At 38.3% G+C, this 19,985-nt stretch carries 19 protein-coding genes; 5 read left to right on the top strand and 14 right to left on the bottom strand.

Features of this window, described 5'->3' with window-relative positions; genetic code table 11:
* Positions 1-90 precede the first annotated feature (90 nt).
* Positions 91-456, top strand: a complete 366-nt coding sequence (locus tag GQR38_RS10725; RefSeq protein WP_165721222.1) for a hypothetical protein — start codon at positions 91-93, stop codon at positions 454-456.
* 36 nt (positions 457-492) lie between these two features.
* Positions 493-1,413 (top strand): TraB/GumN family protein, encoded by a 921-nt coding sequence (locus GQR38_RS10720; RefSeq protein ID WP_165721223.1) that lies wholly within the window; start codon positions 493-495, stop codon positions 1,411-1,413.
* Positions 1,414-1,528: 115 nt separating this feature from the next.
* Here the strand turns inward: GQR38_RS10720 and trpS are convergent, their stop codons facing one another.
* The 3 genes from trpS to rpe are packed head-to-tail and all read right to left on the bottom strand — an operon-like array spanning position 1,529 to position 3,914.
* Positions 1,529-2,533 (bottom strand): tryptophan--tRNA ligase, encoded by a 1,005-nt coding sequence (trpS, locus tag GQR38_RS10715; protein ID WP_024589884.1) that lies wholly within the window; start codon positions 2,531-2,533, stop codon positions 1,529-1,531.
* 32 nt (positions 2,534-2,565) lie between these two features.
* Positions 2,566-3,231, bottom strand: a complete 666-nt coding sequence (locus tag GQR38_RS10710) for a phosphoglycolate phosphatase (protein ID WP_165721224.1) — start codon at positions 3,229-3,231, stop codon at positions 2,566-2,568.
* The gene (gene rpe, locus GQR38_RS10705) at positions 3,231-3,914 is read right to left on the bottom strand and encodes a ribulose-phosphate 3-epimerase (RefSeq protein ID WP_165721225.1); all 684 of its coding nucleotides are present in this window, start codon (positions 3,912-3,914) and stop codon (positions 3,231-3,233) included. Before rpe ends, GQR38_RS10710 begins: the two co-directional genes overlap by 1 nt.
* Positions 3,915-4,075: 161 nt before the next feature.
* On the opposite strand from rpe, the gene GQR38_RS10700 reads away from it, so the two are divergent.
* Together GQR38_RS10700 and GQR38_RS10695 are read left to right on the top strand one after the other, a co-directional pair.
* Entirely contained in the window at positions 4,076-4,378 is a 303-nt protein-coding gene (locus tag GQR38_RS10700; protein ID WP_165721226.1) for a hypothetical protein, read from the top strand.
* A gap of 3 nt (positions 4,379-4,381) precedes the next feature.
* The gene (locus tag GQR38_RS10695; protein ID WP_007586286.1) at positions 4,382-4,567 is read left to right on the top strand and encodes a DUF2970 domain-containing protein; all 186 of its coding nucleotides are present in this window, start codon (positions 4,382-4,384) and stop codon (positions 4,565-4,567) included.
* On the opposite strand, the gene GQR38_RS10690 is transcribed toward GQR38_RS10695, so the two are convergent.
* From GQR38_RS10690 to GQR38_RS10650, 9 genes are all read right to left on the bottom strand, one after another.
* Complete coding sequence (locus tag GQR38_RS10690) at positions 4,524-5,381, bottom strand: Dam family site-specific DNA-(adenine-N6)-methyltransferase (protein ID WP_007586285.1); 858 nt, start codon at positions 5,379-5,381, stop codon at positions 4,524-4,526. The two genes, GQR38_RS10695 and GQR38_RS10690, sit on opposite strands and share 44 nt — an antisense overlap.
* 53 nt (positions 5,382-5,434) lie before the next feature.
* Positions 5,435-6,778: an AAA family ATPase gene (locus tag GQR38_RS10685; RefSeq protein WP_024594435.1), complete on the bottom strand. Its 1,344-nt coding sequence runs from the start codon at positions 6,776-6,778 to the stop codon at positions 5,435-5,437.
* Entirely contained in the window at positions 6,779-7,849 is a 1,071-nt protein-coding gene (gene aroB / locus GQR38_RS10680; protein WP_165721227.1) for a 3-dehydroquinate synthase, read from the bottom strand. It lies immediately after the preceding gene.
* 27 nt (positions 7,850-7,876) lie between these two features.
* Positions 7,877-8,395 (bottom strand): shikimate kinase AroK, encoded by a 519-nt coding sequence (aroK, locus tag GQR38_RS10675; protein ID WP_004589350.1) that lies wholly within the window; start codon positions 8,393-8,395, stop codon positions 7,877-7,879.
* Positions 8,396-8,579: 184 nt separating this feature from the next.
* The gene (locus GQR38_RS10670) at positions 8,580-10,685 is read right to left on the bottom strand and encodes a type IV pilus secretin PilQ family protein (protein ID WP_101217493.1); all 2,106 of its coding nucleotides are present in this window, start codon (positions 10,683-10,685) and stop codon (positions 8,580-8,582) included.
* The gene (locus GQR38_RS10665; protein WP_007586272.1) at positions 10,672-11,211 is read right to left on the bottom strand and encodes a pilus assembly protein PilP; all 540 of its coding nucleotides are present in this window, start codon (positions 11,209-11,211) and stop codon (positions 10,672-10,674) included. Before GQR38_RS10665 ends, GQR38_RS10670 begins: the two co-directional genes overlap by 14 nt.
* Positions 11,208-11,813 carry a type 4a pilus biogenesis protein PilO gene (locus GQR38_RS10660; protein ID WP_007586270.1) on the bottom strand — a complete coding sequence of 202 codons (606 nt, stop codon included), beginning with the start codon at positions 11,811-11,813 and terminating at the stop codon, positions 11,208-11,210. The genes GQR38_RS10665 and GQR38_RS10660 overlap by 4 nt, the downstream gene beginning before the upstream one ends.
* The gene (locus GQR38_RS10655) at positions 11,803-12,375 is read right to left on the bottom strand and encodes a PilN domain-containing protein (protein WP_007586268.1); all 573 of its coding nucleotides are present in this window, start codon (positions 12,373-12,375) and stop codon (positions 11,803-11,805) included. Before GQR38_RS10655 ends, GQR38_RS10660 begins: the two co-directional genes overlap by 11 nt.
* Positions 12,363-13,442: a pilus assembly protein PilM gene (locus GQR38_RS10650; protein WP_024589891.1), complete on the bottom strand. Its 1,080-nt coding sequence runs from the start codon at positions 13,440-13,442 to the stop codon at positions 12,363-12,365. Before GQR38_RS10650 ends, GQR38_RS10655 begins: the two co-directional genes overlap by 13 nt.
* Before the next feature lie 130 nt (positions 13,443-13,572).
* On the opposite strand from GQR38_RS10650, the gene GQR38_RS10645 reads away from it, so the two are divergent.
* Entirely contained in the window at positions 13,573-16,065 is a 2,493-nt protein-coding gene (locus GQR38_RS10645) for a PBP1A family penicillin-binding protein (RefSeq protein WP_165721228.1), read from the top strand.
* 64 nt (positions 16,066-16,129) lie between these two features.
* Here GQR38_RS10645 and metL read toward each other — a convergent pair whose 3' ends face one another.
* On the bottom strand, positions 16,130-18,475 hold the full coding sequence (gene metL, locus GQR38_RS10640) for a bifunctional aspartate kinase/homoserine dehydrogenase II (protein ID WP_165721229.1): 2,346 nt from the start codon (positions 18,473-18,475) through the stop codon (positions 16,130-16,132).
* A 5-nt stretch (positions 18,476-18,480) separates the two neighbouring features.
* Positions 18,481-19,728 (bottom strand): cystathionine gamma-synthase, encoded by a 1,248-nt coding sequence (gene metB, locus GQR38_RS10635; RefSeq protein WP_165721230.1) that lies wholly within the window; start codon positions 19,726-19,728, stop codon positions 18,481-18,483.
* Between the last annotated feature and the right edge of the window lie 257 nt (positions 19,729-19,985).

Here is a 19,985-nt window from a genome sequence, read left to right as displayed (position 1 = left end):
TATTCTTTAAACCGTCATCAACAAGCAGCTTAGTAAAAAATCATTTGTGATTCTAAATTGGCTGCAGCAAAAAATACAAAAGGTTTAATTATGAACAGCACAATGAAAAAAGTACTACCGGCTTTACTACTAGCAACTGCTTTTAATACTACTTCAGTTATTGCAGCTGACACTAAACAAAACACCGTTCAAAATAATTTTGAGAAATGCATGATTGGTGAAAGCATAAAGGCAATTAGCCCTGTTAATCAAAAACTACAAAAAACAAACAAAATAGACGCTTCTGAGTCTTTAAAAAGTAATGTTGATAAGCAAACGTTACTTTCTTCAATAGATGAAAAAATATCAGCTGAGCTTGACTCTTCAATGAGCAAAATAAACTCGCAAATTGATAAAAATCTTTCAAAGGTAACATCGTCAATCACTACATATTTCAACAATGTGTTATCGAACTAAAAACAATAAAATTAAAAGTTATATTAAGGAATTATCATGAAAAAATTCACAAAAAAATTAGTATCTGCCAGCGTATTACTTAGTTGCAGCCTTTTAGCAAATACAGCACAGGCTCAAAGCTCTGTATGGCAAGTAAGTAATGGCAATGACTCACTATTTATTGGCGGTACAGTTCACATACTACCTAAAGCTGAAATGCCACTACCCGCTGAGTTTAACCATGCTTATGAACAAGCAGATACAATTATTTTAGAAGCACCGTTACCTGACCCAGCCGACACCAATGCACAAATGCAAATGTTAGGTGCGCTATCGTATACAAATAACGAAACGTTAAGTCAAAAGCTAGAACCCGAGATTAAGGCTTTACTTGAAAATAAGCTTAGCGAGTTTGGCGCTAACCTAGCTAAGTTAGATGGTTTTCGCCCTGCTATGGTTAGTATTGTCTTAATGTCGATGGAGCTTCAAAAGCAAAATTTAATGGGTGAAGGGGTTGATGCTTACTTTACTAAAAAAGCGACTGAAGATAACAAAACAAAAAATTACTTAGAAACAATCGAATTTCAGTTAGAGCTTTTTAAAACAATGGGTCAAGGCAACGAGAACGATTTCATTAAACGTAACTTAGCCGAGCTTCACAACTATGGCGATATGTTTAAAGAACTTTTAGCTGCCTGGCGCAAAGGTGATACAGACACACTGAATAAAGTAGCACTTGAAGATATGCAGCAAAATGATCCGAATAGTTATAAACAAATCATTACAGATAGAAATAATGATTGGTTACCAAAAGTAGAAGCCATGTTTAACAACGACAAAAATGAGTTTGTACTTGTTGGAGTTGGCCACCTTGCAGGACAAGATAGTTTACTTACCTTACTTGAAAACAAAGGCTACAGCGTTTCTTTAGTCAGTGTTGATAGCACGGCAGATATAACAGTAAGAGGCGCTGAATAATGGATAAAACAGATAAACTAGCGATATCGCTACTGTTTCTATTTGGGTCTATCATGTTGATATGTGCTATATAAAAAATGCCGCTAACAAGCGGCATTTTTTTATTTTAATAAACTTACCCGCGAGGAATAAAACCAAGCGCATCGTATACCGATTTCAATGTTTTCTCAGCACGTACACTTGCTTTTTCAGCACCTGATTTCATTATGCTATTAAGTAGGTTTTGATCTTCTCTGATCTCTTTAAAGCGAGCTTGAATTGGCTCAATCATGTTTACAACTGCATCTGCTGTATCTTTCTTTAAATGGCCATACATTTTATCTTCATACTCAGGAACTAGGTCTTCTATTGAGCGCTTAGTTGCAACACTCAATAAAGTAAGCAAGTTTGATACGCCAGGCTTTTCTGTGCGATCAAAATAAATACGTGCTTGTTCATCTGAATCTGTTACTGCTTTTTTAAGCTTTTTCACAATTTGTTTAGGCTCATCTAATAACATGATGTAGCCATTTGGGTTTTCGTCAGACTTAGACATCTTTTTAAGTGGGTCTTGCAAGCTCATTACGCGTGCACCAAACTCAGGAATATACGGCTCTGGTAATTTAAATACGTCGCCGTATAAATTATTAAAGCGTGTGGCTATATCGCGAGTCAGCTCTAAGTGTTGCTTTTGATCTTCACCGACGGGTACTTGATCAGCTTGGTATAATAAAATATCCGCAGCTTGCAATACCGGATATGAAAATAAGCCCACGTTTACGTTATTTGCATGCTTAGATGACTTGTCTTTAAACTGAGTCATTCGATTAAGCTCACCCATTTGCGCGTAACAATTTAATACCCACGCTAACTGTGCGTGTTCAGGTACTTGTGATTGTACAAATAACGCAGATTTTTCAGGATCAATGCCACATGCCGCGTAAAGAGCAATACCATCCAACACTCGAGAGCGCAGTAATTCAGGCTCTTGGCGAACCGTAATAGCGTGTAAGTCTACTAACATAAAGAAACTTTCGTGGTCTTCCTGTAACTTTAGCCACTGGTTAATAGCGCCAACATAGTTGCCTATTGTCATACCACCGGTTGGCTGAATGCCGCTTAAAACTACTGGTTTACTCATGATTTTCCTTTATTTTGCTTAATTAATAATATTTAACGCTGCGTTAGAACAGGTATTATATCTAAGAAGTGATCGCATAGGTACTGTGGATTATAATCCTTAAGATTTTCACCTTGGTTATAGCCATAACTAAGTGCAATTACGTCTATATTAGCGGCTTTAGCTGCAAGTATATCGCTTTTAGAATCACCTATCATTATTGCTTTATTAGGCTCTGCATTTAGTTTTTTGCAGGCAAATAGCAATGGCTCTGGCGATGGTTTTTTTGCCATATCGTCACCGCATACAATCACATCAAAATGACTCGTTAGTGCCAGTTTATCAAGTAGTTTTTCTGTAAATATTCGAGACTTATTAGTGATTAGTGCTTTTGGCATACCACGAAGTGCTGCAAGCCCGGTTTCTACATGTTGGTACAAAACACTATACTCACCAACTTGTTGTTCATAGTGCTTATAAAACTGTAATATTGCTTTACTACTAAGTGACACATCTAGATGTTCACTCACTTGCATATCGCCACTCAAAGCGCGTTTAACGAGGACTTCAACACCATTACCGACCCAGCTTTCAACCAAGCGTTGACTAACAATAGGGAAAGCAAGACTGCTCAAGGTTAAATTAATAGCAATATACAAGTCGTAAACGCTATCAACCAAAGTACCATCTAAATCAAATAAGGCGACGTCGTACTTCATTATTTTACACTTCCAAGCTGTTTACGCATTTGGTCAATCACAACTTTGTAATCTGGTTGATTAAAAATAGCTGAGCCTGCAACAAACATATCAGCACCCGCTTGTGCTGCTGCAGCAATATTATCGACTTTAATACCCCCATCAACCTCTAAGCGAATATCTCGGCCTGACTCAATAATACGCTGTTTTGCTTGGCGTAATTTTTCAAGCGTATGAGGTATAAAGCTTTGCCCGCCAAAACCTGGGTTAACCGACATAAGTAAAATGGTATCGAGCTTATCAATAACATGGTCCAAATAACTTAGACTTGTTGCAGGGTTAAACACTAAGCCTGCTTTACAGCCGTGATCTTTAATCAGCTGTATTGTACGATCAACGTGCTCGCTAGCTTCTGGATGAAAAGTAATAATTGATGCGCCAGCCTCTGCAAACAATGGAATAAGACTATCTACAGGCTTAACCATTAAATGTACGTCGATAGGTGCTGTAATGCCGTAATCTCTTAGTGCTTTACACACCATAGGACCAATTGTGAGATTAGGTACATAGTGATTATCCATTACATCAAAGTGAACCACGTCAGCGCCCGCTTCGAGTACTTTATCAACATCTTCGCCTAGTTTTGCAAAATCAGCAGACAAAATAGAAGGGGCTATTAAATATTTTTGCTCTGGGTTAAACATGATTAACTCCATCAATAAATAGTGTATTGCGTTAATGTAACTTAATTGAAGATGTTACCCAAGTAATATGGCGTAATAGCCCCTATTTCAGGTAACTTTAAGTTTGATTTTTAATCAATATTTGCTATGATTAAAAAAGTAACAAATTATTGGATTTCATCATGCGTGCTTTTAAAACTGGGATATTAATTGCGTCGGCATTACTGCTTATCGGGGCGTTTAGCTTTGGTTCAAGCTCTGAGCAAGAATTAAGCTCAGTGGGTAATTGTCATAATACACAAGTGGTAAGTGCTCAAAACACATTAACTACAATCACGTGTGTTAAAGCTGAAGAAGAGTCATCGTGGTTTTCGTGGTTAACTGGCGATAGCCGTAGTGCTCAGTTTCATTACCTCGATTTACTAGAGCTACTTACTAGCTCTGATGATTCTAAAAATACTCCATCTTTAAAACCTTTATTTTAAATAATGCTGCAATTTTTTAGTGCGTTGCAAAGTGTGCTAGCAGCATTTTTTGGTGTTCAATCTGAAAATAAACGCCAAGTCGATTTTAAACAACACTCTCCTGTCTCTATCATCCTAATTGCGGTTGTACTATTTATTGCTTTTGTTATCGCAATTTACGCTGTGGTTGCTTGGGTGCTAAATACATAGCCATCAACTCGTCAACTTTATTTCTAGAGCCACCTTTGGGGCTAATAGTGCGCTTTACTTGAATTTGGTCAAGTGATGCTTGGCTATAAATTTTTCGAGTCCATACGGTATCGTGATTAGAGATAAGCACTGGTGTATCATTTTCAAAGGCAGCCTTCTCAGCCAGATTAGCCAAATTAGCCTGATCATCTAAATTAAACCCCCCTTTAGCGTAAGACGTAAAAGAAGCGGTTTTACTTAATGGTACATAAGGTGGGTCGCAATAAATAACTGCATTGTTAGGCACTAACTTAAAAACGTCATCGTAATCTAAACAGGTAAAGGTTGCTTTTTGTGCTTTTTCAGCAAAAAAATACATTTCTTTTTCAGGAAAGTAAGGCTTTTTATATTTACCAAAAGGCACATTAAAAATACCTTTTAAATTATACCTACAGAGTCCGTTGTAACCATGGCGGTTCATGTATAAAAACAATATTGAACGTTCATATACATCACGACTTTGATTAAACTGCACACGATATTCGTAATAAGCATCTGCGTGATTATTCAAATCTACAAATAACTTTTTAGCGTCACTAATCAGCTCATCTGGAGAGCTTTTTAGCTCTTTGTATAAGTTAATTAAGTCTGCATTTATATCGTTGAGAATATAGTGTTTAAAGTCACTATTTAAAAACACAGAGCCTGCACCAACAAAAGGTTCAACCAACGTATCAGCATGCTTGCTAGCTTGGTTTAATCGCGCATTAATATTTTCAACTAGGCTGTATTTTCCGCCGGCCCATTTAAGGAAGGCTCTACTCTTTTGCTGCATTGGCTCTTTACTTCAATCTGGTGTTGCGCGATTTTACACTAAAGCAGTGTGTTTTACTGATCAACGAGTGCTATTTCTTGCTTTATTTTACTAATTTTTTTATAGAAAGGTTTATTTTTTCTAACCTCAGCAGATAAAGTATCCATTGCTGATTTTGCTTCGTTTATACTTTCAAAACTGCCAAATGTAACAACCCACCATATTTTATTATTTCGCTTTGTTTGGTAAGTATGAGTTTGCTGCTGTAGATTGAATTGAGCAATAAAATTATCGCTAACTTCCTGCTGAGTTACGGCTAATAATTGAATAACACTATTTGTATCTATTTGCTGCATGTACCATATATTATCTTGGCTGATCTGAGTTTGCTCTGCTGTATTTACTTTTAGAGCTTCAGATTTAACGTCACTTGATACACTGCTTTTATTATTAGTACTATCATCAACATCATTGTCTAATACGTTAACTGTGTTGCCAGGTTCGGTAAGGCTTTGCATTATGGCAGGCACATCATTAATGTGTACACGCTCTGCCTTAATATCTGGCTCAACTACTTCAAGTTCATTTAAGTTAATTATTGAGTCATTTTTCTTTATAGCCGGCTCACTTACTTGCTCTATAGATATTGCTGTATTTACTACTTGTGTTTCTTCTTGCTGATAATACTGTTGCCACCACTGCGTCATATCCGACTTATAAAGCAGACCAATAATTAAAAGCATAATCAGCAACATCAAAATCAATAAGTGTAATCGCCAAGACACTTTGTCTTTAACAATAATATCGGCTATGTGCTCACTAGGTTGCCAAGCAAGCAATAAGCTTGGATTACCGTGAGCCTCAGCTAAAAAAGTACTAAATACAGGGTCTTCATCATAGGGTAAGTCTGTAAAGTACCACTGCAATAACATCTTGCTTTCTCGAAGCGTTAGCGGCTCCAGATAAATTTCAACAGCGTTATTTAAAGCCAGTTTAGACTGTGAAGCTATTATAATATATAGCGTATTTGGGCTGTTTTTAGAAAGTAACTCAAGCTCAATTAACATCTCATCAGATAATTGCCTACCGCCATCAAGTACCCATAAACATGGCCCGCATGGTTGCTGCTGCAGTAATTGGTAATAGTTTTCAGGTAAACTTAAGTTATGATCAATCAGGGGAGAGTTAAAGCTTTGCTCTAATAACTCACTCATTAGCTGAGCATCAGTCATTTGTGCACTTACTTGCACGAAGGCTTTATTAAAGTCGTTGTATTTATCTGTAATGAAGGTTTCGAGCATGTAACTTTTACCTAGCCCAGAAGTGCCAAGTAAAACAATTAAATTTTGCCCGTACTCAAATTGCAGTGCGATTCTATCCACCAAAGCCGCACGGCTTGGTAAAATTTGTGACTGCATTTACTGCTCGATTAAGTCTCTAACTTGATCATCAGATACATTATCAACTAATGCACACTGGCCAAATTGGGTAGGTAGAATAAAGCGGATAGTGCCTTTTTTATTCTTTTTGTCTTTACGCATATGCGTTAAAAACTGCTCGCTAGTCATTTGCTTTGGAATTTCTGTTGGTAAATTATATAGCTCAAGCAGCTTAATAATTCGATCAACTTCGCTTGCGCTTAAATCTTGGCGTGTCTTGGCAAGTTTAGCTGCTAATACCATTCCTGTTGCAACAGCTTCGCCGTGTAACCAAACGCCATAACCCATCTGTGCCTCAATTGCATGGGCAAATGTATGGCCTAAGTTTAACAAAGCTCGTAAGCCATGTTCTTTTTCATCTTGAGCAACTATAAGCGCTTTTATTTCACAACATCTAAAAATGATATGCTGTAAGCATGCTTCATCTAGTTGCTGTAAATTAGTCACATTTAGCTCTAAATAGGCAAATAATTCGGTATCGTAAATCAGACCATACTTAATTACCTCAGCCATACCTGCTGCAAACTCTCGTGCAGGTAGAGTGTGTAATGTTTGCGTATCAATAAAAACCGCTTGAGGCTGATAAAATGCCCCTATCATATTTTTACCTAACGGATGATTTACTGCCGTTTTTCCACCTACCGATGAATCAACCTGTGAAAGCACTGTCGTTGGTATTTGAATAAACGGTACGCCGCGCTGATAACAAGCCGCTACAAAACCAGTTAGGTCACCTACAACACCGCCACCTAACGCAATTAAACACGTATCTCGGCCACAGTTATTTTGTAGTAAAAATGCTGATATTTTTTCAAACCATTCTAGTGATTTATATTGCTCACCGTCAGGAATAATAAAAGATAGCGGATTTAGATCAGCTAATGAATCAAGTAACCTTTGCAAATATAAAGGCGCTATTGTGTCATTAGTAATGATGATAGGCCGACAATCACCAATGTGGTGAACCAGGCGGCCATTATCTTGAAGTGCAGATTGCCCAATATAAATAGGATAACTTCGCTCGTCCAAATTAACAGTTAATTTAAGCATGCTTAGCTATTCCTTTATTATTGGTTTTTAAAAATCTAATTTCTCGATGATTTGGTTAGCAACAACTTTAGCGCTTTGCTCATCGGTACGTACAACAAAATCAGCAACTTCTTTGTATAGTGGCTCGCGTTCTTCTGCTAAGCGCTCTAGTACGTTACGAGGTGCTTCTTCAGTTTGCAGTAATGGGCGACGCTTGTCGCGTTGCGTGCGTGCAACTTGCTTCTCTATAGGTGTCTCTAGGTATACAACGATACCTCGAGCCGAAAGCTTGTTTCGAACTTCTTTGCTCATTACTGAACCACCACCGGTAGCAAGTACAATACCTTGCATCTCGGTTAAATCGCCAATAACAGACTCTTCTCGAAGTCTAAAGCCTTCTTCACCTTCAAGATCGAATACCCATGCAATATCTGCACCTGTGCGGCGTTCGATTTCTTGATCAGAATCAACAAATTCAAGGTGTAATTGGTCAGCGATGTGACGACCAATCGTGCTTTTGCCAGCCCCCATGGGGCCAACTAGAAATATATTACGTTTCTCAGCCATATCTTTTAGTACAAACAAACTCTAAAATTTGAAATAAAACCCCGCCTAACGACCTGGCCCCAAAATTAAGGAGGGGATTATCTCAGTAATTGCGGGGGTATTTCAAGTCAATTAGCATAAAAAGCCATATAACGAGCAATTAATCTAAATAATCACCCGTTGGTTAACATAAAACCACTGTATTTTAATCAATTTGTATTTTTGGTGTCACAAAAATAAGTAATTCACGCTTTTCATTAAACTCACTTGTGGTTTTAAATAGTCTTCCTACGTAAGGAATGTCACCTAAAATTGGCACTTTACTCGTAGTATTAATGATCTGCTGCTGGAAAATACCACCGAGTACTACGGTTTGTCCATTCTCAACTAACACTTGAGTTTGAATCTCTTGGGTATCAATAGACACTGCTTCACCTGTTCCCGTTTGTACAGTATCACCACGAGTATCTTGAGTAATAATTAAGTCTAGAATTACTTTATTATCAGGTGTGATATGAGGTGTTACTTCTAAGCTTAGTACCGCTTTTTTAAAGCTTACAGTAGTAGCACCACTTGAAGCTGACTCAGTGTAAGGTATTTCAGTACCTTGCTCTATTCGCGCTTTTTGCTGATTAGCCGCTATAATACGCGGACTAGCAATAATTTCGCCTTTATTCTCTTCTTCAAGAGCACTTAGCTCTAAATCAATTAATGTACCGTTAGCCAACTTTGCTATGTGCAAACCAATACTGGCCGCAGGATTAGAAATTGGTAAATTTACATTTAATCGATCTGAAATACTTGGCGCATTTGAAGTTGATGTCGCGTTATAAATACCTTCTGCGCCTTCAAGGGAGCCAGAAATACCAACACTACTGCCTTGATCACTAAACCCCCAGCGTACGCCTAAGTCTTCAGTAACGTTATCGCGCACAGTTACCATTCGAGATTCGATTACAACCTGCTGTACCGGAATATCGAGTGTTTCTATCATCCGGCGAATGTTTTCTATACTCTTTACAGTATCTTTTACCAATAAAGTATTTGTACGCTGATCAACCGATACACTACCGCGGGCAGTTATAATACTGTTCCTATCTGTTTTTAATAAGTCAGCAAAATTTTCGGCTTTAGCATAGTTTAATCGAATGTATTCACTATAGAGTGGTTCTAAGTCTTCAACTTGCTGTTTAGCTTTTAAATCTTTAGCTTCACGTGCCGCAAGCTCCTCTGCAGGCGCTACCATTAAAATAGAGCCATCCATGCGTTTGTCTAGCCCTTTAATACGCAATACTACGTCAAGCGCTTGATCCCACGGTACGCCATCTAAGCGCAGTGTTATATTACCTGTCACTGAATCACTGGTTACTAAGTTAAAATCGTTATAACCCGCAATAATTTGTAGTGCTGCTCGCACAGAGATATCTTGAAAATTTAAGGTCATAGGGCGACCTTGATACTCAACGCCACCATCTAAATAGGCGTTTTGCGTTTCATCTTTTTCTACCGTCAGCGTTAAAATATTATCTATTTGCTGGTACGTAAATGTAAACTGAGCGTTTGGCTCAATAACGACACGACTTAATCCGTCTTCTTTAAAAGTCTCGATATTACTTACAACAGTACCAAAATCTAATACATCTAATTCATAAAGTAGGTCATCTAAAATATCGGTGTGATGAAAGTCAGCGTAAATTTTACCGCCACTTTCATGAACTTCAATTGCAGCTTGAGTGTCTTGTAAAAATACGAGTACTTTCGCTTCGCCCTTTTCACCACGTCTAAAGTCAATTGATTGGATACGGTTGATGTAATTTCCACTTACGTCACCTGAGTCCATCGCTACATCTTCATTTTCAGATTCTGTAAGAGGATTATCAGACACGCGTATTGATACTAAGTTGTTATGAACTTCAGTTTCATAAATTTTTAATCTATCTAAGTTTACCGTTACCTTTAAACCACTGTTAGTTAAAACATTAGTAACACTGCTAATTCCAGCTTGATTAACTTCAACATCATTTAAACCAACCTCTAACTCTGCGGTATCAAAAAACATTTCGATTCGGGCTGGGCTATTAAACACCTGAACTTTTGGCTCAAGCGTTAACTCTTCATCAAAAACAAGCTGTAACTCAGTTTCGCCTTTAAGTAATGGATTATAACGAACATCATAAAGTAACGGCCCTGCAACGGCTGAATTTACAGTGACTAAAGCAACAGCAGCCAGTAATGTTCGTGAAATACGATGAAGCCAAAGTACATCCTTATGCATGCTATTTTTACCTTTTTTATTATTAATTTGCGCCATCTGTTGCCGCCTCTAACATTTCTAATTTAGTCAAGCGCTCTTTCCAACAGCCAGACCCATCAGGGATTAATTCCACTAACTCTATATAGTCGTTACTTACTGTTTTTACTTTGCCATCATAACTACCAAGGTAATTCCCTACCGTTACACGATGCAAAGTAGCGTCAGCTGCTGTTATTAATGCCCATATTTGTCCACTAGAACCAATTGTGCCTTTCATTGCTAAGTTATCTAGCGGGTATTTTTCTAACGGTTCGCGGCGACGCTCTTGATCTGGGTGCAAACAGTTTTTTACTTGCGTTAATTTATTTTGGATTATCTCAGGCTGAGGCGCTACAAACGGGCTACGTAGCTGACCAGCACTGTACTCAAATATTTCAAACTTTGTCAGCTCAGGAATTGATTCAACCTTTGGTGTTGTGCTTGCTTTTACTTGATCAATAAATTCTTTTTGCTCAGACGTATCATCATTACAACCACTCAAAACAAACACCATTACTACAGGTACTACGCGAAGGAGCTTCATTTTTTAACCCCTTCTTCATAACGATATGTTTTTGCAACAACACTAAATGTTAACTGTTTATCGCCCGATGATAAAATAGAAAAGTCATGTAAGCTTACAATTCGTGGTAACTGAGCTACTTTACCCACAAACTCACCAAATTCATGGTAGGTCCCTATCACTTCTATTTTAATCGGTAATTCAGTATAAAATTCTTTCTCGACTTCTGGTAACCAACCTATTTTTAAAAAAGTCAGACCACTTGTTGTGCCAACATACGACAAATCATCAAGTAAACCAGGGGTTTCGTTAGAGGTAGGTAAACGTTTTAATAATTGTGAAAACTTATCTTCCATTTCAATCATTTGTTGACGGTAGATCTCAAGCTTACTCGCGACTGCGTATTTAGTGCGATAAGTTGTGCGTAACTCGACCTCTTTCGCAACTGCACTGTGGTAACTATCAATTTCATCAGAAACTAATAGGCTATAACTAAAAAACAATACAAGTCCGGCAACAAACGTACAGCAAATTGCTTTAACTGCAATAGGCCAATCGCCAATGTTATCGAGCTCTATTTCATTCCAATCAATTTCACTCAGTGCTTTAAAATCAAGGCTCATCGCTAACCTCACCAATTTTATCAAATGGTTTTACATAAAATTCCATATTAAAATCACTAAGTAAACGCGAAGATTGATCGCCTGCAACAATGCCTTGCATTGAAGGATTCTCTAGTAAATATGAGCTTTGTACTTGGCGCAGCATTGTTGATAAACGATTATTAGATTCACTGCGTCCCAATACATGTATTTGGCTGCCTCTGCGCTCGAGTTTTGTTAAATAAACCCCACCCGGTACTATTTTGGCAACTTCATCCATTATTTGCGTACCCAAATTACGGCTGCTTTGTAATTCTTCAATGAGTCTCATACGCTGTTGTAAGTTTTCTTTTCTTTTATCTAAACTTCTAATTTCACTTATTTTTTTATCTAGCATGCTAATTTCTGAGCTTAAATAGTTATTCTTTAAGTTTTGACCGTCTTTTAATGCACTATAAAAAGAGCTTAATAAGTACATACTCGCAAAACAAAGTATAACGACACCAATAAGTATAGTTACAAATTTCTTTTTCGATTCTTCGCGCTGCGATTCACGCCAAGGAAGTAGATTTATATGTGGCATGTTGAAAAGCTCCTTAATGCCAACCCTGTCGCAATTGCAAACTGCGTTTTGTGACGCTGCATTACATTACGATCTACTTTTGGAGAAATTTCCATATTTTCAAAAGGCTCAGCAACGACAGAGTGAATACCTAGTTCTTCAATGAGTAATCGGTCAATACCTTTAATCATCGATGTACCGCCCGTTAATACAATATAGTCGATTTGCTCTTTGCCACTGGTTGTTAAAAACATTTGCACCGCACGTCGTACTTGTTGAAGTAACGAAGTTTGAAAAGGGGCTAATACTTCAAAGGTGTAGTTTGGCGGTAAATCACCTGATGTTTTACCAATTTCAGCTTCATCAAACCCTTTATTATAATAAGCAACAATACTATTTGTATATTGATCGCCACCAAAAACTTGGTCACGTGTATAAATTGTTTCCCCTGCTTGAACAACGCTCACGAGCATTAAAACTGCACCAATATCAACCACAGCCACACATTTATTAAATGCGTCGCTAGGTAATTGTTGGTAATACACATCCATTGCACGACTTAATGCATAGCTTTCTACATCAACTATTTTAGCTTCTAAATTTGCAGCTTCTAAAGCGCCAACACGCGCTTCTACACTCTCAGTACGAGCAGCTGAAAGCAAAACATTCATTTTACTAGGGTCGGCCTCATTCGTCGAAAGCTTCTCAAAGTCGAGGCTCACTTCATCAAGAGGATATGGAATTAAACTATCGGCTTCAATTTCAATTTGCGACTCAAGTTCAGCATCAGTTAACGATACATCCATGAAGATCACTTTTGTAATGACTGTTTGGCCAGAAACAGCCACTGCTGCAGATTTTAACGACTTTGGTAATTTTTTTCTTAATTTTGTAATTACGTTACCAATCGCTTCAATATCTTGAATTGTGCGCTCACTCATTGCGCCTTTTGGCATCGGCTCAATTGCAAGTGCTTCGAGTCGAAATCCAGTTTCAATTTCACGTAAAAGCACAGCCTTAATAGAGTGTGATCCAATATCAATTCCTACCATCATTTGGGACGGTTTTTGAAATAGTTGACTTAGCATGTTTCAACTTGGCCTTTGTTTTAATAATAAACAAGTTATAATTTTTATATGAAAAAATATTATTCATTTTTTAATCAATATATACTAGCAGTCAAAACTCGCAATTGGGAGTCCATTTAGGGAAATATAAGTGATTTTATTAAAACGAACTTTACAATTTTTTATCATTTGTGTGTTAATTGGTCTGATTACTTTGATCAGTCTTTATTACTACGTTAAACCTGATATCCCCAGTGTGCAAGTTTTAAAAGACGTGCAATTACAAACTCCTATGCAAGTATTCACTAAAGATGGGCTTTTAATCAATCAATTTGGTGAAAAACGTCGTATTCCAGTGACTATTGATGAAATTCCTCAAACACTCATTAATGCATTTTTAGCGACAGAAGATAATCGATTTTACGATCATATAGGCATAGACCCTATTGGTATAGTACGTTCGGCTGTTGTTCTTATATCTACTGGCGAGAAAAAACAAGGTGCAAGTACTATTACTATGCAGCTTGCTCGTAATTTCTTTTTAACACGCGAAAAAGCATATATTCGTAAAGTTAAAGAAATATTTATAGCGCTTCATATTGAAGGAGTGTTAACAAAAGACGAAATTTTAGAGCTTTATCTTAATAAAATAGAATTAGGTAATCGTGCTTTCGGTATTGGTGCAGCAGCGCAAGTTTATTACGGTAAAGAGCTAAAAGATTTAACACTTGCACAAATGGCGATGATTGCAGGTTTACCTAAAGCACCTTCAGCTTTAAACCCAATTCGTAACCCAACGCGTGCAAAAGCACGCCGAAATGTAGTTTTAGGCCGTTTACTGACCGAAGACTATATAACACAAGAGCAATATAACGAAGCAACTAGCCAACCTATTACAGCTTATTTTCACGGTGCAGAAATAAACTTATACGCACCGTATATCTCTGAAATGGTGCGCGCTGAAATGGTTTCGCGCTATGGGGTAGATAAAGCCTATAACTCTGGTTTTAAAATTTTTACCTCAGTAGAGTCAAAGGTTCAAAAAGCAGCGCAAAACGCACTTGTAAATAACTTACACAGTTACGATATGCGTCATGGTTTTAGAGGTCCAACTGATGTTTTATGGAATCCTGAAACACAACCAGCTTTAACTGAGCAACAAATACTCAATAAATTACAGAGCGTAAATGAGTTAGGCACTTTAAAAGTTGCAGCAGTACTCAGTGTTAATAATAAAACAGCTACAGTACTACTTAAAAACGGTGAGCAAACAACTCTCAGTTGGGATAGTTTAAAATGGGCGCGTAAGTATATTACTCGCTACCGCCAAAGCTTTGCTCCAAAAGCAGCTACTGATATTTTAACGCCAGGTATGCAAATATGGGTACGTCAAAACGAAGATAACAGCTACTTATTAAGCCAAATACCAGAAGCATCAAGCGCTATTGTATCCCTCGATCCACAAGACGGTAGAATAAAAGCTATTGTAGGGGGTTACAGCTTTGAGCAAAGTCAATACAACCGAGCGATACAAGCTAAGCGTCAAGTGGGTTCTAATATAAAACCTTTTATATATTCAGCAGCACTTGAAAAAGGTTACACGCTTGCGTCTATATTAAATGATGCACCTATAAACCAATGGGATAAGAGCCAAGGCGTAGCATGGCGCCCTAAAAACAGCCCTGCTGTTTACAACGGTCCTATTCGAATTCGCCGTGCTTTAGCACAGTCTAAAAACGTTATTTCGGTGCGTTTACTGCGTGGTGTTGGATTACAACGTACAGCTGATCACTTACTAAAATTTGGCTTTAAAGACGCTGACATTAATCGCAGTGAATCATTAGCCCTTGGCAGTGCTTCCATTACTCCCCTTGAACTTGCCCGAGGCATGAGTACATTTGCCAATGGCGGTCACTTAATTGAACCTTACTTCATCTCAGAAATTCAAGACGCTTATGGCAATGTATTGTTTAAAGCAAACCCTGCTCTTGCCTGTGACGAAGAGCCTTTGCCAACACTCAATGCACTCTCAATTCATAATAGTGATGGTGAAGAGGAGCAAACTAAAAAATGTGCACCGAGAATTATTTCTAAGCAGAATGCATTTTTAATTGCCGATGCTATGAATAGTGCAATCTGGGGGGGGGGTAGCTGGGCTCATAAAACAGGTTGGAGTGGAACCGGTTGGCGAGCACAAGCACTAGACCGTCGCGATATTTCGGGTAAAACAGGCACAACTAATGACTCAGTAGATACCTGGTTTAGCGGTTTTAATAGTAATGTGATGACCTCAGTTTGGGTTGGCTTTGATAATCCGGGCAACGCTCTTGGTCGCTCTACATATAACAACAACCTAGATAGCAGCCAAATATCAGGTGCTGAATCGGGCGCTAAAACCGCGCAGCCAGCGTGGGTTGAATTTATGAAAGCGGCACTTGAAGGCAAGCCTGAAGCCCCAATTGAGCCGCCTGAGGGACTCGTTTCTATTCGTATTGATTTAGCTACAGGCTTACTTAGCCATAAAAATGACTACACAAGTCGATTTGAATATTTTGAAAAAGGCACCGCACCTACAAAGTATGTGCTATCTCAGCCTAACGATATATTTGAAGAAGACACTAAAACAGAAGAAGAGCTATTTTAGTAATATGTATGTAATACAAAAACGGCAGCTTATTTAAGCTGCCGTTTTTGTTTAAACCAAATGTTTATTTTAAGTTTTGAACAAGCCAATATAAATCAGAGTGCACACCCGCAGCGGTCACTTCCCTACCCGCTCCTGGCCCCTGAATCACTAATGCGTTATCGCTATACCATTTGCTATTAATTACAAAAATATTATCGCCTGGTGTAAGGTTTGCTAACGCATCGCCATTAGGCACATACGCTATTCCCACTTTAGCAATTACTTCACCTTGTGTGATTTCTAACAAGCCCGTATATCTAAGTACTGAATTTTTAGACTTTGCTGTCACTGCATGCTCTTCGATGAACGCGTCTAGCTGTGCTTTTTTATTTAAAAAGTCATCCCAACTTCCCAGCGCAAGTTCATCTGGCATCAATGCCGATAAGCTAATATCGTCAAGTTCAAGCTCAACACCTAGCTCTCGAGCTAAAATAAGTAGCTTACGCTGCATATCTCGCCCAGATAAATCTTCGCGAGGGTCTGGCTCTGTGAATCCCATTTTCTGAGCTTCCAGTAGCAACTCAGAAAATGGCCTTGTTCCATCATATTTACTACATAACCACGAAAGCGTGCCTGAGAAAACACCTTCTATACGTGTTATTTTATCGCCACTATTTTGCAAATCAGCCAAAGCAAAGTTAATAGGTAAGCCAGCGCCTACACTGGTGTTATATCGCCAATGTAAATTACGTTCTGTAATATTACTACGAAGTGCTTTATACCAAGTAGTCGGTGCTGTTCCAGCGTATTTATTAGCACTAATTAAATGACAGTTTCTATCTACAAAGTCTGGATATAACAAGCTAAATTGTTCACTTGCGGTAATATCAATTACAATTTTATGCTCGTAATCGAGCTCATTTATAGCATTCAGTAAATCTGCAGATTGATAGCTATTTGCCTCATGCTGCCATTGAGTTTTCCATTGCTGTGTATTAATACCACTTGCATTAAACAGCATTTTTTTAGAGCGAATTAGACCGACTAATTTAATACTAAAGTCATCCGATAAACGCTCAAATTGTGCCGATAACTGTTTAATGAAAACGTCGCCAACGTTACCAAGCCCCGCAACTATAATTGCGATTTCTTGGCCTTTATTAATTAGCTTATCGTGTAAGTCACTTTGTATATCACTATCTATAAATTGATCGGTAAGCAATAAAGCATAGCCAGTATCTTGATGGGCAAAACGAGGTTTTATGCTGTGGAGTTTTAATAAATCTAATGCTTGTAAGCTTAATGTATTAACGTCTTGCTCAGGCGCTACAATTGCACAACCGTTTAAATTTGACTCGCTAATATTTGCCCTACCCGCAAAATAATTAATAACCAGATAAGTTTGTGCTGCAGGTACTACTAAATACACTTCACCATTATGGTTAAAGTGATGAAGGCTATGCTGAATAAGCTGACTAACACTTGCAACCTCACCTTCACTTAATCCTTCAACCATTAATAGGTCAACATTTTGCAACGTGGTTATAAAGCGCTTTTTCTTCGCTGAACCTTCTTTGACTATATCTGTTGGACTTGCTTGTACGTCAAAACTACTGCGAACAGCTAGCTTAATATCTGTGTTTTTAAGTGGCGATAGTGTTTTTGCATGTAATACAGGGTTACCCAAACGAGCTAATAAATTAGCTTGCCCACGGCAAATTTTGCCGTATTTAATCGCTTTTTTTACCTTTCGAGGATCAGTGCTATACACTCCCTGTGTATCAGTCCAAATACATACTTGCTTAGCATTGCAATAATTTGCAAGTAGTGTTGCACTGTAGTCACTGCCATTTCGGCCAAGCGTTACAGTATCGCCTTTGATATCTGCTGCAATAAACCCAGTAACAACATTTATCTTATTAGGCAAAATTAACTGCCCACATTGCTGCGCATTTTGCGCATGCATTAATTCGCCATCATTTAAGGTAAAAAGAGTACGTGCATCTTGAGCGCATGCCTCAATATTTAGCTGCTGTAAATAAGTAGCGAGTAAACGTGCTGACCACAGTTCGCCATGTGCAAGTAATGCAGCCTCTTTTAGCTGCTCAGCTTGAGTAAGTTCTGCAATATAGCTAAGTTCGATACTTAGTGTTTTAAGTGCGCTGCGCTTTAAATCAGCTTGTAATAACTGCTCTATTAAATCACTTTGATGGTTATTTAACTGCAGTAAAATATCAGCTACTGCTTGAGTATCTTGTTTTTGATAGCTTTGCCAAAGTAATACTAGCGTATCGGTTGTCTTACCCGCAGCCGATACCACCACACAGTCGCCCGTCTGAGTATGCCCAATAATTATTTTAGCTACGCTTTGATAGCGCTCACTAGAGCTTAAACTCGAGCCACCAAATTTATGTACACAATTGACCATATTAATCACCAAAGCGCCGGACGGGCTGCACTTAATTTAACGTTACCACCAGGAGTGCCTGCTCCTTTGCCTACACGGCCAACATTTTTATTTTGCCCTGGTTTTACAAGTTCAAACACTCGTTCAAAATCAGCGACTAAATCGTGTATATCTTCAATACCTACCGAAATACGAATAAGCGTATCGCCCACACCCGCCTCTAAACGTGCTGTTGCCTCCATACCTGCGTGCGTCATAGTTGCAGGGTGACAAATTAAGCTCTCTACGCCACCTAGTGACTCAGCTAAACTAAACGTTTTAAGGCTAGTTAAAAATGCTGCAGCGTCATTTATATCGCCTTTAATATCAAAACTAACCATGCCACCAAAACCAAGTTGCTGTGCTTTAGCCAGCTCATGTTGAGGATGTGACTCAAGACCTGGGTAGTAAACTTGGCTTACATATTCAGAGCTTTCAAGGTACTTAGCTATTGCCAGTGCATTTTCTTGATGCTGCCTTAGGCGCACATTTAAAGTACGTAAACCACGAAGCGTTAAATAGCTATCAAAAGGCGCACCCGTAATACCAATGTTATTAGCCCACCAAGCAAGCTCATCGCCTAACTTTTGTGTTGCTGCAATAACAGCGCCGCCTACTACATCTGAGTGTCCGTTAATGTATTTAGTGGTTGAATGCACCACAATATCTACACCAAACTTAATAGGGTTTTGTAAGGCAGGCGACAAAAACGTGTTATCTGCAGCCACCAATGCACCGCATTGCTTAGCCACATCGGTAACCGCTTTAATATCTGTTAAACGAAGTACTGGGTTACTTGGGGTTTCTATCCAAATAAGCTTTGGTTTAATTACTAAAATTTGTTGAAGGCTTTCTTCTTTTGTTAAATCTAATATTTCGAGCTTTAGTAGTCCGCGTTTTTGTAAAGATGTAAATAAACGATAGCTGCCACCATAACAATCATGTGGAATTACTAACGTATCGTCACTATTAAGTAGCTGAGTAGCTAAATGCACGGCAGCCATGCCTGTAGCTGTAATTATGCCACGAGCGCCACCTTCAAGCTTAGCAAGCGTCTCAGCTAAAATATCACGATTAGGATTACCGCTACGACCATAATCATACTCACGCTTAGTATCAAAGTCGGCAAACGAATAAGTAGTCGATAAATAAATTGGCGGTACCACCGCACCATGATGTTTATCAGCATCAACGCCGTTACGTACAGCAATGGTCGCTTTGTTTTTTTCGCTCATATTCGTCACCTGATTAATTTGGATGTTTAGACGTCTAAAAGAGTAAGTTATCCGTTTTGATAAGTCAAAGTATTTTAAAGCTCTAGATGGCTAAAAGTAGAAGGGGCCTCTGCGAATAACACATTTTAGCTCACAAAAGTGTGCTTATCTTTACACCTACAATAGGCTTATTAAGATAGATCGGTATCTATTATTTGACTATCTTTTTTAAATCGATAGAATTTCACGCATATTTACACGCTTTTTATACCGTGTGA

Origin of the sequence: Pseudoalteromonas sp. c7(2019) (assembly GCF_011378625.1) — a bacterium.
Classification (GTDB): Bacteria; Pseudomonadota; Gammaproteobacteria; order Enterobacterales; family Alteromonadaceae; genus Pseudoalteromonas; species Pseudoalteromonas arctica.
This window is presented reverse-complemented; position numbering and strand designations above follow the sequence as displayed.